The following is a 12,841-nucleotide window of genomic DNA, read 5'->3' as shown; positions in this document are numbered from 1 at the left end:
ACCGCAACCGGACCACCGATATTCGCGGCGCCGTCCTTGAACTGCACCGTGCCGGCAGCGGCAGCCGGAGCAACGGTCGCCTTCAACTCAACCGCAGCACCGACATTCGCCGTCGCAGGCACCGTCAGCGTCGTCGTGGATGCGGTCTCGGACACCGACACCGTCGGCCCCTTGCTGTCATAGGTGCCGCTGCCGAGCGTCCCGGAGTAGTGCACCGTCGTCATCAGCGGCACGCCGCGGGCACAATCGGCGCCCACCTTGTAGGAGAACTCGAAGGTCCGCAGGTTCGGCGAGATGTGCGGGTAGAGCGCCCAACTGCCCGCCACCTTCGCGAAGTCGGCGCCCTGGCTGTCGAGGCCGCGCGGCGAGCCGTCGACCTTCGCGGAACCCTCCACGTAGGTCAGGCACGGCGGATGAATGTCCTTGACCTGCTGGATGTACTCGACAACCCCACCGGTCCGGTCGAAGACTGTCGTCGACGTGATGGTGTCGCCCGCGGCCGGGGTGACGTCACTGATCGTGCGGGTGATCCGCTCGCTCCCGTCGTCCCAGGTCACCGAGCCCGGCGCCGCCGACGCGACACCACCGCCGATCCCCAGACCGAGCACCGCGAGGGCTGCGCCACTCACCGCCGCCACCGCACGACGCATCACCGCATGTGACATTCTTGTTCCTCCATGCATCCAGGGACCGCGCGAATGCATAGCCAGAACCTAGAACCGGTTACAGATCGCACGAAATGCGGCAACCATAACCAACCGCGACCGCGCTGCGATGCCAAATTGAGATGATTACGGTCGCGGACATTCGTCCAACTGTGAAGATGCAGGTCAGAGGTTCATACCGCGAGACCGTGGGTGAGCAGCGCCGCCAGTTCGAGATACGCCTGGGCGTCCGGGAGCCCCGTTGACTCCGCGACCCGGCGCTGCTGGATGCGCACCATCATCGCCGCGGCCACATCGGCGACGAAGGCGGCATTGACGTCCCGGAACTCGCCCGCCCGAACCCCCTCCGTGATCAGTTCCTGCACCCGCCGGGCGGCGAACCGGGTATTGCGCTCGTAGATCTCGCGGGCCGCCGCGTTGCTCGCGAGGTCGTCCATGAAGCGGGTCGAGGCCGGCCGGAGCTGCTCGCCCACCGCCTCCAGGTAGGTCCCGATTCGTTCGCGCGCGCCGACGACGCCGTCGAGGCGGGACTCCACGCGCTCGGTGGCGCCCCGGAAGAAATGCACTGTCGCGGCGCGAACCAGCTGTTCCTTGCTGTCCGCGAGCCCGTACAGCGTCGACTTCGAACACCGCAACCTGCCCGCGATGTCGTCGAGCGTCAGGTGGGCGAAGCCCTCCTCCAGGAGCAGGTCGACGAGCTGATCGAGCAGCTGCGCTCGCCGCGCGGCGCCACGAACGGCCGGGGCACTGGACCGGGTTGCCATACCAGTAACTGTACTGCAGTATCTTTTCTAGTACTACTCACCAGAGGAGACCGCCGTGCCCGTCGAACGCCTGCTGCCCAGCCAGGAAGCCCGCGACCTGATCGAACTGACCCGCGACGTCGCGGACAAGGTGCTGGCACCGAAGGTGAACGAGCACGAGAAGACCGAGACCTTCCCCGAGGGCGTCTTCCCCGCCCTCGGCCAGGCCGGGCTGCTGAGCCTGCCGTATCCCGAGGAGTTCGGCGGCGGCAACCAGCCGTACGAGGTGTATCTGCAGGTACTCGAGGAACTCGCCGCGCGGTGGGCAGCCGTCGCCGTCGCGACCAGCGTGCACAGCCTCTCCTGCTTCGCGCTTGCCACCCACGGCACCGATGAGCAGAAGTCCCGGTGGCTCCCGGACATGCTGGGCGGCAACACCATCGGCGCATACAGCCTCTCCGAGCCACAGGCCGGCTCCGACGCCGCCGCGCTGAGCTGCAAGGCGACGCCCGTCGACGGCGGCTTCCGGATCAACGGATCCAAGGCCTGGATCACCAACGGTGGCCGGGCCGACTTCTACACCCTGTTCGCGCGCACCAGCGACGACGGTCCGCGCGGCATCTCCTGCCTGCTGGTGGACTCCGGCACCGAGGGACTGAGCTTCGGCAAGCCCGAGGAGAAGATGGGGCTGCGCGCCGTCCCCACCACGTCCGCCCACTACGACGATGCCTTCGTCCCGCAGGAGCGACTGATCGGAGCGCAGGGACAGGGCCTGCCCATCGCCTTCAGCGCGCTCGACTCGGGCCGCCTCGGCATCGCCGCGGTCGCGGTCGGGCTCGCTCAGGGCGCCCTCGACGACGCCGTCGCATACGCCAAGGAACGCAAGGCCTTCGGCAGGCGGATCATCGACCACCAAGGCCTCGGATTCCTGCTCGCCGACATGGCCGCCGCGGTCGACTCGGCCCGTGCCACCTACCTGGACGCGGCGCGCAGGCGCGACGCCGGTGTGCCCTACTCGCGCAACGCCAGCGTCGCGAAACTGGTCGCCACCGACGCCGCGATGAAGGTCACCACCGATGCCGTCCAGGTCTTCGGCGGGTACGGCTACACCCAGGATTTCCCGGTGGAGCGGTACATGCGCGAGGCCAAGATCACCCAGATCTTCGAGGGCACCAATCAGATTCAGCGCCTCGTGATCGCCCGGTCACTGGCGGGCTGACCGGAACAAAACCATTTCGGTGCTCTATACACAGAAAACCGATGTGTCGCCCATCACGTTGCACTTACACTTCCCCCGCTGTCACATTGGTTGAACGATCCACAACGTTGGATCGAGTGCGTGCGCAGACCAGTCGGGAGGTCGCGGGTGTCTTCGAGTTCCGTGAGTGCGATCAGTGGTGCCCACTATCGGTCACTCATCCACAACGTCAACATGCCGGTGATCGTGCACAAGAGCGACGATCACGTTATCGATGTCAACCGAGCCTTCGCAGACCTCCTCGGGTATTCACTTCCCGAGGCGCGCACCCTGGGTCCTCGCCAATTCGTCCATCCGAGCCTGATCGAAGAACACGATCGCGGACACACCCAGTTGATCAACGGCGAGCAACTCGGCCTGTCAGCCGACGTCGATCTGGTGCGCAAGGACGGCGGCGTCATCCGGGTCAAGGTGAACAAATCGGTCGCGCGCCACAACGCCGAAACTGTGGTGATGACCGTGATCGAGGGCGTCGCGCAGCAAGGCTGACCGCCGCCAGGTTCGCCCGGTCCCACAATCTCCCGCATCGCAATACCGCCGGGACCTGTTGCGGGACGGTTCGATCAGCACCCGATCACACTCGGGTGCCACGCAGTGCCCCAGCGGGTCGACGTCGCCGACGCGGATGATGTCCACTATCGCCATCCTCCCGGAGCAACGCGCTCACGATCTGCACCGAGTCGCGGTCGCTGCCCGACTGCGACAATTGCGCTGATCATCTTTCACCCATGACAGGAGTCGCCGACGTGCACAGCAGCGCGGCCGTGGTGATCCGGACCGGTACCGCCCTGAGCGTGCTCTCCGCCTTCGCCTTCGGGCTGTCGGGCCCGTTCGCCAAGTCGCTGATGGGTGTCGGCTGGTCCCCCGGCGGCACGGTGCTCGCGAGGATTGCCGGGGCCGCCGTCGTGATGCTTGTCATCGCCGCGATTGCCGACCCGGCCGGGCTGCGCACCGCGCACCGGCACGCCAAGACGATCGTGCTGTACGGCCTGATGGCGGTGGCCGGCGTTCAGGCCAGCTTCTTCCTGGCGCTGCAGTACCTCTCGGTCGGCGTCGCCCTGATGATCCAGTTCCTCGCGCCGCTACTGGTCATCGGCTGGGCGTGGGCGACTCGGGGCGAGCGCCCCGGCCCGGTGACCCTGGTCGGCACGGGGCTGGCGCTGGCGGGCGCGGTTGGCGTGCTCGACCTGTTCGGGCCCGTCGAGGTCAGCCTCGCGGGCGTCGCGTGGTCGACGATCTCGATGGTCTGCCTGGCCTGCTTCTTCGTCATCTCGGACCGGACCTCCGACACGTTCAGCCCGCTGGTGCTGACCGCGACCGGGATGAGCGTCGGCGCCGTCGCGATCGGCTGCGTCGGACTGATCGGAGTGCTGCCGCTGAGCGTGGCGGCCGCGGACACCACGCTGGGGTCGGTCGAGTTGGCCTGGTTCGTCCCGCTCGCCCTGCTGATCCTCGTGAGCACCGTCGTCGCATACCTGTCGGGCAGCGCCGCGGTCGCCCGGATCGGGCCGACGTTGACCTCGCTGGTCCTGCTGACCGAGGTGCTGTTCGCCGTCATCGCCTCGTGGATCCTGCTCGGCGAATCGATGACGCCCGTCCAGGTAGTCGGTGGTGCGGGGATGCTCGGCGGCATCGCGCTCGCCCGGCTCGGCGGCGCCGGCGACCGACGCCCACCGTTGCCCGCGCCGCACCCAGCCGAGTGTGCAGTCACCGACCCGCCCTCTCGGCCGATGCCTCGGTAGCTGCACACTCGGCGATCAGTCGCCGCAGCAGCCGCCTGGCACCGCCCGCACCTCACGGGTGACGGCGTTGCGCTCGGCGAGGTCCTCCTCGGCCGGGTAGTCGACCCGCACCAGGCTCAGCCCGTGCGCGGGCGCGACCAGCACCGAACTCGACCGCTCGCGCTGCTCCAACAGCCCGACCGTCCACTCGACGCTGCGGCGGCCCTCGCCCACCGCCAGCATCGCGCCGACCAGGCTGCGGACCATCGACCAGCAGAAGGCATCCGCGCTGACGTGCGCGATGACGATGTCACCGTCGCGAACCCACTCGAAGCGTTGCAACTCGCGGACCGTCGTCGCGTTCTCCTTGCGCCTGCAGAACGCGGCGAAGTCGTGCAGACCCAGCAGCCCGGCCGACGCCCGGCTCATCGCGTCGAGGTCCAGGTCCTTCGGCACAGAGACGGTGTCGCGGGCCCGCAACGGCTCGACGCCGTACTTCGCGGTGCTGATGCGGTATTCGTAGTGCCTGCGGATGGCCGAGAACCGGGCGTCGAACTCCGCGGGCACCGCGGTGACCGCCTTGATCCGGACGTCCGGCGGCAGGAACCGCGCGAATCGGCGAACCAGCCGGCTGGGGTCGTCCAACGGCGCCGCGAGGTCCATGTGCGCGACCTGTCCTGCCGCGTGCACGCCCGCGTCGGTCCGGCCGGCGACGGTCAGTTCGACCGGTTCGCGGAACACGGTCGACAATGCCTGCTCGAGCACCCCGCACACGGTGCGGAGCCCGGGCTGGCGCGCCCAGCCGGAGAAGTCGGTGCCGTCATAGGTCACATCGAGGCGATAGCGAACGAACCCGCCACCCCCGGAGGGGGCGACGGGTTCGTTGCGAGGTTCTGACGCGTTCAGCGTTAGTCCTTCTTGGCCTCGTCCGCGTCGGCGGCGGTGGCGGTCTCGTCCTCGAGAGCCTCCACGACTGCGTCCGCGTTCTCGACCTCGGCCTCGGTCGCCTCGGCCTCAACGGCCTCCACGACGTTCTCGGCCGGGGCCTCCTGCGAAGCCTTCACGCGACGCGCGCGATCGGCCTCGGAGGTGACGGTCTGCTCCTTGACGAGCTCGATGATCGCCATCGGAGCGTTGTCACCCTTGCGGGGGACGGTCTTGATGATGCGGGTGTAGCCGCCATCGCGCTCCGCGTAGAACGGACCGATCTCCGCGAACAGGGTGTGCACGACATCCTTGTTGCGGATGACCTTGAGCACCTCACGACGGTGAGCCAGCGTGCCGGCCTTCGCGTGCGTGATGAGCTTCTCGGCGTAGGGCCGCACGGCCTTGGCCTTGGCCTCGGTGGTGGTGATGCGACCGTGCTCGAAGAGCGCGGTGGCCAGATTGGCGTAGATCGCCTTCTGGTGCGAAGCCGACCCGCCGAAGCGAGCACCCTTCTTGGGCTTGGGCATGATGAATCTCCTAGTAAGGAACCGGTGAGCTGACTACAGCTGTTCGGTCTCGGCGTAGTCCTGGTCGTTGCCCTCGGCGTCGCTGAAGGCACCGGCGTCCGTGTCGCTCCAGGTACCGGTGGCGGCGTCGTAGCCGGCAACGGTGGTCGGATCGAAGGAGGCCGGGCTGTCCTTGAGGGCAAGGCCCAGCGAATGCAGCTTGACCTTCACCTCGTCGATGGACTTCTGACCGAAGTTGCGGATGTCCAGCAGATCGGACTCGGTGCGACCAACCAGCTCGCCGACGGTGTGAACACCCTCGCGCTTGAGGCAGTTGTAGGAACGGACGGTGAGGTCCAGGTCCTCGATCGGCAGTCCGAAGGAAGCGATGTGATCGGCCTCGGCGGGCGAGGGTCCGATCTCGATGCCTTCTGCTTCGACGTTCAGCTCACGGGCCAGGCCGAAGAGCTCAACCAGGGTCTTGCCCGCCGAGGCGAGCGCGTCCCGAGCAGTGATGGAGTTCTTGGTCTCCACGTCCAGCACGAGCCGATCGAAGTCGGTGCGCTGCTCGACGCGGGTGGCCTCCACCTTGTAGGTGACCTTGAGCACCGGCGAGTAGATCGAGTCGACCGGGATACGGCCGATCTCGGCGCCGGACGCCTTGTTCTGGACGGCGGGGACATAGCCACGACCGCGCTCGACGACGAGCTCGATCTCCAGCTTTCCCTTGTCGTTCAGGGTGGCGATGTGCAGATCCGGGTTGTTCACCGTGACGCCGGCCGGGGGCACGATGTCGCCTGCAGTCACGGCACCGGGGCCCTGCTTGCGGACGTACATGGTGACCGGCTCGTCCTCTTCGGAGCTCACGACCAGGCCCTTGAGGTTCAGGATGATGTCGGTGACATCTTCCTTCACACCGGGAACGGTGGTGAACTCGTGCAGGACGCCGTCGATACGGATGCTGGTGACAGCAGCGCCGGGGATCGACGACAGCAGGGTGCGGCGAAGCGAGTTGCCGAGGGTGTACCCGAAGCCGGGCTCAAGGGGCTCGATGACGAACTTCGAGCGGTTGTCAGCGATGACCTCTTCGGTCAGCGTGGGTCGCTGAGAAATGAGCATGTGGTTTTCCTCCTGTACGGACGTCCGCTATTTGACGCCCACGATGGATGGCGCCTTCGGCACCCGTGCGCCCTTCCGGTGGCCGGAGCCACCGGAAAAGCGCACGGGGTGAAAGGCATTACTTCGAGTACAGCTCCACGATCAGCTGCTCCTGCAGCGGAATGTCGATCTGCGCGCGCTCGGGCAGCTGGTGGACCAGGACGCGGAGGCGACCCGGAACGACCTGCAGCCACGCGGGAACCGGGCGGTCGCCGACGGTCTCACGGGCAACCTGGAACGGCAGCGTGCTCAGCGACTTCTCCTTGACATCGATGATGTCGTACTGGGAGACGCGGAAGCTCGGGATGTCGACCTTCTTGTTGTTCACGAGAAGGTGGCCGTGGCTGACGAGCTGGCGGGCCTGACGACGGGTACGGGCCAGACCGGCGCGGTACACGACGTTGTCGAGACGGGTCTCGAGGATGCGCAGCAGGTTCTCGCCGGTCTTACCCGGGCGACGCACCGCTTCCTTGTAGTAGCGGACGAACTGCTTCTCCATGACGCCGTAGCTGAAGCGTGCCTTCTGCTTCTCCTGCAGCTGGAGCAGGTACTCGCTCTCCTTGATCCGCGCGCGGCCGTGCTGGCCCGGCGGGTAGGGGCGACGCTCGAACGCCTGGTCTCCTCCGACGAGGTCGACGCGCAGACGACGCGACTTGCGGGTGATGGGGCCGGTATAACGTGCCATTTTCTAAACCTTTCCTTCCCGCTAGACCCGACGCCGCTTGGGCGGACGGCAGCCGTTGTGCGGCTGGGGGGTGACATCGGAGATGGTGCCGACCTCGAGGCCTGCAGCCTGCAGCGAACGGATCGCGGTCTCGCGTCCCGAGCCGGGGCCCTTGACGAAGACGTCGACCTTCTTCACGCCGTGCTCCTGCGCCTTGCGGGCAGCGCTCTCGGCGGCCAGCTGAGCGGCGAACGGGGTCGACTTACGCGAACCCTTGAAGCCCACGTGGCCCGAGGACGCCCACGAGATGACGTTGCCGGCCGGGTCCGTGATGGACACGATGGTGTTGTTGAAGGTGCTCTTGATGTGAGCGGCGCCGTGCGGGACGTTCTTCTTGTCCCTGCGACGTGCCTTCTGGGTCTTCTTCGGACCGGTGCGTGACTTAGGGGGCATTACTTCGCCTTCTTCTTGCCGGCAATGGTGCGCTTGGGGCCCTTGCGGGTGCGCGCGTTGGTCTTGGTGCGCTGTCCACGCACGGGCAGACCACGACGGTGGCGCAGGCCCTGGTAGCAGCCGATCTCGATCTTGCGACGAATGTCCGCCTGGACCTCGCGGCGAAGGTCACCCTCGACCTTCAGCGACTCCTCGATGTACTCGCGGAGCTTGGTCAGATCCTCGTCACTGAGGTCCTTGCTGCGCAGATCCGGGTTGACACCGGTGGCCGCGAGGATCTCCTTGGAGCGGGTACGGCCGACGCCGTAGATGTAAGTCAGTGCGATCTCCATGCGCTTTTCGCGAGGAAGATCAACACCTGCGAGACGTGCCATGTTGGCATTTCCTATCGGTGTGCGGAGGTCTGCTCCCAGTCCGTCCCCTGTGTCCTCTGATCGCTCAGAGCGTCTTTCAACTAACTCAGTGGGGCCCCGGCCTCCGTGCCGGGGGTGCACCGGGATGTGCTGTTCGGGCTGAAACCCGTTGGCCGTCATCCTGGCTGGTGCTGAGAGGTCTTCTTTTCAGTTGCGTCGGACAAGCCGATCGCAAGTCGTGCAGGTGGTTATCCCTGACGCTGCTTGTGACGCAGGTTGTCGCAGATGACCATGACCCGGCCGTTACGACGGATCACCTTGCACTTCTCGCAGATCTTCTTGACGCTGGGCTGAACCTTCACGTCTGTCTAATCTCCTGTGTGGTCGCCCACCGGTGGGTGGACATGTTTTCCCCAGGCCAGATGTGGCCCGGGAAGTGTGTGTTACTTGTACCGGTAGACGATGCGACCGCGAGAGAGGTCATAGGGCGACAGCTCTACGACGACACGGTCTTCCGGCAGGATGCGAATGTAGTGCTGACGCATCTTCCCGCTGATGTGCGCGAGGACCTTGTGGCCGTTCTCGAGCTCAATGCGAAACATTGCATTGGGCAGCGGTTCGACTACGCGTCCCTCGACCTCGATGGCCCCGTCTTTCTTAGCCATATCCTCCGCGATCCGTTGGTGGGCATCGTTCTCCGTTACGGTGATGCGCACGCGGTAGAGAACCGGCGACCCGCACAGACGCAGGGAACGACCGGCACGCAGGGCGCACCGTTGATCTAGCTTACCGGAGTTCGCTCACCAGGCCAAATGCGGGTTCAATCCCCCCGAACCCCCGAAGGGATGTGAAGAGTGCGCGCGGTGGTGCAACGGGTCACCGAGGCGGCCGTGGAGGTCGACGGTCACACCGTCGCCGGCATCGACCCGGACGGCCAGGGGCTGCTGGTCCTGCTCGGCGTCGGCCACGGCGACGATCTCGTGGTCGCTGACGCCCTCGCTGCGAAGGTGTGGAAGCTCCGCATCCTGGACGACGAGCGCTCGGCGTCCGACATCGGCGCGCCGATCCTGGTGGTCAGCCAGTTCACGCTGCTCGCGGACACCCGCAAGAGTCGGCGCCCGTCCTGGTCCGCCGCCGCGCCGCGCGCCGTGGCCGAGCCGCTGGTGGACGCGTTCGCCGACGCCCTGCGCGGGCTGGGCGCGGACGTCCAGACCGGACACTTCGGCGCGCACATGCGCGTCAGTTCGGTCAACGACGGCCCCGTCACCCTGCTGCTCGAGGCCTGAGGCAGATCCTTCCGCTGCTCACCCATGCCAGCGACGGTAGGCCTGAGCCGCACCCAGGTGCAGCGGAACCCCCGCGGTGGTGATCAACGAGCGGCCGTCGAGGAACTGGGTGCCCGACGCCTCCGGGGGCACCAGATCGGCGGCCCGGTACAGCAGCAGGTCGACCACCTCCGCCGCGAGCGCATCAGCAAGACCCTCGGCCGCCAGCAACAGGTTCGCGACCCCGACCGTGCCGACGGCCGGACCGCCCGGGTACGCGTCCGCGGGGATCGTCACCGGGTCGTACACCTGCCCGAACCGGTCCCTCATCGGCGACACCAGCTCGGACAGGTCGACCAATCGCATGCGGGCGGGAATGTCCAACGCTGCGGTCGGTACCCCACCCGCCCAGAGCAGCGCATCGATGGAGCCCCCCTCGAGCGCTTCGGTCGCCGCCTCCAACGGCAGGTGCGTGACGGTGAGATCCGAGGCGGGATCCAGCCCGGCCGCGATCATCAGGCGCTCCCCGGTCAGTGCGGCCCCGGAACCCTCCGCACCCAGGTTCACCCGCATCCCCCGTAGATCCCCCGCCGCCCCGACCGGGCTGTCCGCACGGACCACCAGCTGGAGATAGTTCTCGTACACCCGGCCGATGGCCACGGCACCGACCGTCATCGGATCGACCGAGTCCGCGAGGGTCAGTGCCAGGTCCACCTCACCGCGGGCCAGCAGGTCGAGGTTCTCGCGGGATCCACTCGTGACCACCGGCTCGATCCGCAGGTCGTCGGTTTCGGCGGCCGCACGGGCCAGCAGCACGGCGAAGGCGTGATACAAACCGCCGTACTCGCCGGACGCGATCCGCACGACCGCGGGACCCGATCGCGAGCCGCAACCGGCCGCGGCGGCCAGCGCGCCCGCGGCGGCCAGGGCGAGGAACCCGCGGCGGGTGATCACGACGCCGACCCCTCGCCGGACGCGCTACCTGCGCGTCCCCGGTCCGTCGCGGGCAACCGAACACTGACGGCGAGCCCGTGTGGAGAGACCCGGGCGATCGTCATCGTGCCCCGGTTGGCCCGGGTCAGGGCCCGCGCGATGGGCAGGCCGAGCCCCGAGCCTCCGGCAGGCCCTCCTGCCGCACTCGTGCCCCGGAAGAACCGGGTGTCCAGGCGGTCGACCTCCTCGAGGGACACGCCGACCCCGTCGTCCGCGATCTCGATCCTCGTCCACCCCGGCTCGGTGGACACGGCGATCCGGGTGTGCGCCCCTGCCCCCGCGTATCGGCACGCGTTGCTCAAGGGAACATCCAGTATCTGCGCCAGGACATCGGGCGAGACCGCCGCCTCGTGTGACGGCCCGAGGTCGACAAGGGTGAGCTCCACCCCCGCCCGCGCAAACGCCTGATGCCAGGCGTCCACCCGTTCGTGGGCAACCGAAACGGGGTCGCAGCGTTCAGCCGCCGTCGAGGCCGGGTCGGCAGGGGCGAACCCGGACGCGCTCTCGGCGACCGCGAGTGCCAGCAGACCGTCGAGGAGGGAGGTGAGCCGGTCGACCTCGGCGGCGGCGCCGCGGAAGGTGTCCGCCGCGCGGTCCGGGATCGAGGTCTCCAGCGAATCCAATCGGATCGTGAGGGCCGCCAGCGGATTACGCATCGCATGCGCGGTGTCCGCCACCAGCTGCCGCTGCGCCTCGGCCGAGTCGGCGACCGTCGCCGCCATCGCATCGAAGGACTCGGTCAGTTCGCGGACCTCAGGCGGCCCGCCGTAGCGCCGCGCGATCGAGGCGGGCGAACCCTGCCCATGCCGCGGGGCCGGCAGGGTCGCGGTCAACGCGGCGACCCCGTCGGACAGTTCCCCGAGCGGTCGCAGCACCCACCGGCTCAACACCAGCGCCAGGGCCGTGAACACGGCCATTGCGACCACCGCTCCGGCCGCGATGACCGCCCACGCCCGTGCGATGTCCGTTCGCGCGCGTTCCGTGGACGCCTCGATCACCACCGCGCCGTCCACCTGGACGCCGGTGCCGACAGGCCGGGCCACCAGCATGGCGGGCGCGCTCCACGGCATCAGCCGCTCGGTCACCGCGGGCCGCTGGTTGCGGCGGGCGGCCGCGACGGCGTCACCGATGGCGGGATCGCTCCGCTCGATGCCTGCCTCGACCACCACGGCGCCCCGCGCGTCGACGACGAGCACGCCCTCGGAGTAGAGGTCCGAGTACCGCGCCACCTCGTCGGCAAGGGCTCTGGCGTCACCCGATCCCACCGCGTCGCCGGAGAGCAATGCGAACCTGTCCGCATCGCCACTGCGCGCCAGCACGAGCTGTTGCGTGCGGTTGGTGGCGACGGTCAGCGTCAACGGCACCGCGAACGCCAGCACCGCGAGGGCGGCGAACCCCGTCAGCGCGGCGAGCAGACGTCGGCGCATCGCGGGGTCTCCCTTCCGGTCACGAACCCCACCGGTAACCGAATCCTCTGATCGTCGTGATGAGTCCCGGCCGGTTCAGCTTCGATCGCAGACCGGTCATGTGCACGTCCAGCGACCGTGAGACGGCGACGAACGCGTCGCCCCAGATCCGGTCCATCAACTGTTGCCTGCTCACCGCGGACCCCGGCCGTTCGACGAGCACCTCCACCAGTGCGAACTCCTTCGTTGTCAGCCCGATGTCCACCCCGTCCACCTCGACGATGCGCGCGCGCCGGTCCACCCGGACATCGCCGGTGACCACCACGTCTGCGGCGCGCGCGGGCGACGGCGCCTGCGCGGCGCGCCTGGTGACGGTGTCCAGCCGCGCCGTGAGCTCCGCGATGCGCGGCGGCTTCACCAGGTAGTCGTCGGCGCCACCGCGCAGACCTCGAACGATCGACCGCTCGTCGCTGCGCGCGGTGAGGATGAGGACCGGGACCGAGCTCACCTCACGCAGCTGCCGCAGCACCTGGAGGCCGTCCGCGTCGGGCAGGCCGAGATCGAGGATCACCGCGTCGAATCCGCGGTGCGCCACGAGCAGGTCCGAGCCGCGCCGCATGCGCTCGGCGACGTGGCCGCGGGCCCCGAGTGCCTCGATCAACGCATCGCCGACCCCGTCGTCGTCCTCCACCACCGCTATCCGCACGCGCGGACCCTCCCCCCGCTCCG

Annotated in this window: 16 protein-coding genes and 2 pseudogenes; 4 read left to right on the top strand and 14 right to left on the bottom strand. The window is 68.1% G+C overall.

Going from position 1 to position 12,841, the window contains the following annotated elements:
- Positions 1-665, bottom strand: a pseudogene (locus tag FCG67_RS23270) (Ig-like domain-containing protein); the annotation flags it as partial.
- Positions 666-838: 173 nt separating this feature from the next.
- Entirely contained in the window at positions 839-1,429 is a 591-nt protein-coding gene (locus FCG67_RS23265) for a TetR/AcrR family transcriptional regulator (protein ID WP_136911954.1), read from the bottom strand.
- A gap of 55 nt (positions 1,430-1,484) precedes the next feature.
- Between FCG67_RS23265 and FCG67_RS23260 the strand changes: the two genes are divergently transcribed.
- Together FCG67_RS23260 and FCG67_RS25265 are read left to right on the top strand one after the other, a co-directional pair.
- Positions 1,485-2,627, top strand: a complete 1,143-nt coding sequence (locus FCG67_RS23260; RefSeq protein WP_136911953.1) for an acyl-CoA dehydrogenase family protein — start codon at positions 1,485-1,487, stop codon at positions 2,625-2,627.
- 120 nt (positions 2,628-2,747) lie between these two features.
- Positions 2,748-3,122, top strand: a pseudogene (locus FCG67_RS25265) (PAS domain S-box protein); the annotation flags it as partial.
- Here FCG67_RS25265 and FCG67_RS25725 read toward each other — a convergent pair.
- A complete protein-coding gene (locus FCG67_RS25725) occupies positions 3,027-3,311 on the bottom strand; it encodes a CGNR zinc finger domain-containing protein (protein ID WP_136911951.1) in 285 nt (94 codons plus the stop codon). The pseudogene FCG67_RS25265 and the gene FCG67_RS25725 sit on opposite strands and share 96 nt — an antisense overlap.
- Positions 3,312-3,394: 83 nt before the next feature.
- Between FCG67_RS25725 and FCG67_RS23245 the strand changes: the two genes are divergently transcribed.
- On the top strand, positions 3,395-4,408 hold the full coding sequence (locus FCG67_RS23245) for an EamA family transporter (protein ID WP_136911950.1): 1,014 nt from the start codon (positions 3,395-3,397) through the stop codon (positions 4,406-4,408).
- A gap of 15 nt (positions 4,409-4,423) precedes the next feature.
- Here FCG67_RS23245 and truA read toward each other — a convergent pair whose 3' ends face one another.
- The 8 genes from truA to infA all read right to left on the bottom strand — a co-directional run bounded on the left by truA (position 4,424) and on the right by infA (position 9,113).
- On the bottom strand, positions 4,424-5,293 hold the full coding sequence (gene truA, locus FCG67_RS23240; RefSeq protein ID WP_136911949.1) for a tRNA pseudouridine(38-40) synthase TruA: 870 nt from the start codon (positions 5,291-5,293) through the stop codon (positions 4,424-4,426).
- A gap of 2 nt (positions 5,294-5,295) precedes the next feature.
- Positions 5,296-5,841: a 50S ribosomal protein L17 gene (gene rplQ / locus FCG67_RS23235; protein ID WP_077040854.1), complete on the bottom strand. Its 546-nt coding sequence runs from the start codon at positions 5,839-5,841 to the stop codon at positions 5,296-5,298.
- Between the two features lie 33 nt (positions 5,842-5,874).
- Positions 5,875-6,939: a DNA-directed RNA polymerase subunit alpha gene (locus FCG67_RS23230; protein ID WP_077040853.1), complete on the bottom strand. Its 1,065-nt coding sequence runs from the start codon at positions 6,937-6,939 to the stop codon at positions 5,875-5,877.
- A gap of 118 nt (positions 6,940-7,057) precedes the next feature.
- A complete protein-coding gene (rpsD, locus tag FCG67_RS23225; RefSeq protein ID WP_136911948.1) occupies positions 7,058-7,663 on the bottom strand; it encodes a 30S ribosomal protein S4 in 606 nt (201 codons plus the stop codon).
- A 21-nt stretch (positions 7,664-7,684) separates the two neighbouring features.
- Positions 7,685-8,095, bottom strand: a complete 411-nt coding sequence (gene rpsK, locus FCG67_RS23220; protein ID WP_077040851.1) for a 30S ribosomal protein S11 — start codon at positions 8,093-8,095, stop codon at positions 7,685-7,687.
- The gene (rpsM, locus tag FCG67_RS23215; protein WP_027503171.1) at positions 8,095-8,469 is read right to left on the bottom strand and encodes a 30S ribosomal protein S13; all 375 of its coding nucleotides are present in this window, start codon (positions 8,467-8,469) and stop codon (positions 8,095-8,097) included. The genes rpsK and rpsM overlap by 1 nt, the downstream gene beginning before the upstream one ends.
- Positions 8,470-8,696: 227 nt before the next feature.
- Positions 8,697-8,810: a 50S ribosomal protein L36 gene (gene rpmJ / locus FCG67_RS23210; protein ID WP_025347279.1), complete on the bottom strand. Its 114-nt coding sequence runs from the start codon at positions 8,808-8,810 to the stop codon at positions 8,697-8,699.
- A gap of 81 nt (positions 8,811-8,891) precedes the next feature.
- The gene (infA, locus tag FCG67_RS23205; protein WP_003418601.1) at positions 8,892-9,113 is read right to left on the bottom strand and encodes a translation initiation factor IF-1; all 222 of its coding nucleotides are present in this window, start codon (positions 9,111-9,113) and stop codon (positions 8,892-8,894) included.
- A gap of 189 nt (positions 9,114-9,302) precedes the next feature.
- Here infA and dtd point away from each other — a divergent pair, with 189 nt between their 5' ends.
- Positions 9,303-9,734, top strand: coding sequence for a D-aminoacyl-tRNA deacylase (dtd, locus tag FCG67_RS23200; RefSeq protein ID WP_136911947.1), 432 nt, complete (start codon positions 9,303-9,305; stop codon positions 9,732-9,734).
- Between the two features lie 18 nt (positions 9,735-9,752).
- On the opposite strand, the gene FCG67_RS23195 is transcribed toward dtd, so the two are convergent.
- From FCG67_RS23195 to FCG67_RS23185, 3 genes are read right to left on the bottom strand one after another with little or no spacing between them, the layout of a single operon-like run.
- Positions 9,753-10,667 (bottom strand): TAXI family TRAP transporter solute-binding subunit, encoded by a 915-nt coding sequence (locus tag FCG67_RS23195; RefSeq protein ID WP_136911946.1) that lies wholly within the window; start codon positions 10,665-10,667, stop codon positions 9,753-9,755.
- Positions 10,664-12,133 carry a sensor histidine kinase gene (locus FCG67_RS23190; protein ID WP_136911945.1) on the bottom strand — a complete coding sequence of 490 codons (1,470 nt, stop codon included), beginning with the start codon at positions 12,131-12,133 and terminating at the stop codon, positions 10,664-10,666. Before FCG67_RS23190 ends, FCG67_RS23195 begins: the two co-directional genes overlap by 4 nt.
- A 19-nt stretch (positions 12,134-12,152) precedes the next feature.
- The gene (locus FCG67_RS23185) at positions 12,153-12,818 is read right to left on the bottom strand and encodes a response regulator transcription factor (RefSeq protein ID WP_136911944.1); all 666 of its coding nucleotides are present in this window, start codon (positions 12,816-12,818) and stop codon (positions 12,153-12,155) included.
- Between the last annotated feature and the right edge of the window lie 23 nt (positions 12,819-12,841).

Origin of the sequence: Rhodococcus oryzae (assembly GCF_005049235.1) — a bacterium.
GTDB classification, from domain to species: domain Bacteria; phylum Actinomycetota; class Actinomycetes; order Mycobacteriales; family Mycobacteriaceae; genus Rhodococcus_G; species Rhodococcus_G oryzae.
Note: the sequence above shows the minus strand (reverse complement) of the source record. Positions and strands in the feature narration are given on the sequence as shown.

Coding starts and splice junctions, on each gene's coding strand:
- FCG67_RS25725 (WP_136911951.1), bottom strand. CDS start 3,311: ATGGCGATAGTGGACATCATCCGCGTCGGCGACGTCGACCCGCTGGGG.
- FCG67_RS23245 (WP_136911950.1), top strand. CDS start 3,395: ATGACAGGAGTCGCCGACGTGCACAGCAGCGCGGCCGTGGTGATCCGG.
- rpsK (WP_077040851.1), bottom strand. CDS start 8,095: ATGCCCCCTAAGTCACGCACCGGTCCGAAGAAGACCCAGAAGGCACGT.
- FCG67_RS23265 (WP_136911954.1), bottom strand. CDS start 1,429: ATGGCAACCCGGTCCAGTGCCCCGGCCGTTCGTGGCGCCGCGCGGCGA.
- FCG67_RS23190 (WP_136911945.1), bottom strand. CDS start 12,133: ATGCGCCGACGTCTGCTCGCCGCGCTGACGGGGTTCGCCGCCCTCGCG.
- rpsM (WP_027503171.1), bottom strand. CDS start 8,469: ATGGCACGTCTCGCAGGTGTTGATCTTCCTCGCGAAAAGCGCATGGAG.
- rpsD (WP_136911948.1), bottom strand. CDS start 7,663: ATGGCACGTTATACCGGCCCCATCACCCGCAAGTCGCGTCGTCTGCGC.
- infA (WP_003418601.1), bottom strand. CDS start 9,113: ATGGCTAAGAAAGACGGGGCCATCGAGGTCGAGGGACGCGTAGTCGAA.
- rplQ (WP_077040854.1), bottom strand. CDS start 5,841: ATGCCCAAGCCCAAGAAGGGTGCTCGCTTCGGCGGGTCGGCTTCGCAC.
- FCG67_RS23230 (WP_077040853.1), bottom strand. CDS start 6,939: ATGCTCATTTCTCAGCGACCCACGCTGACCGAAGAGGTCATCGCTGAC.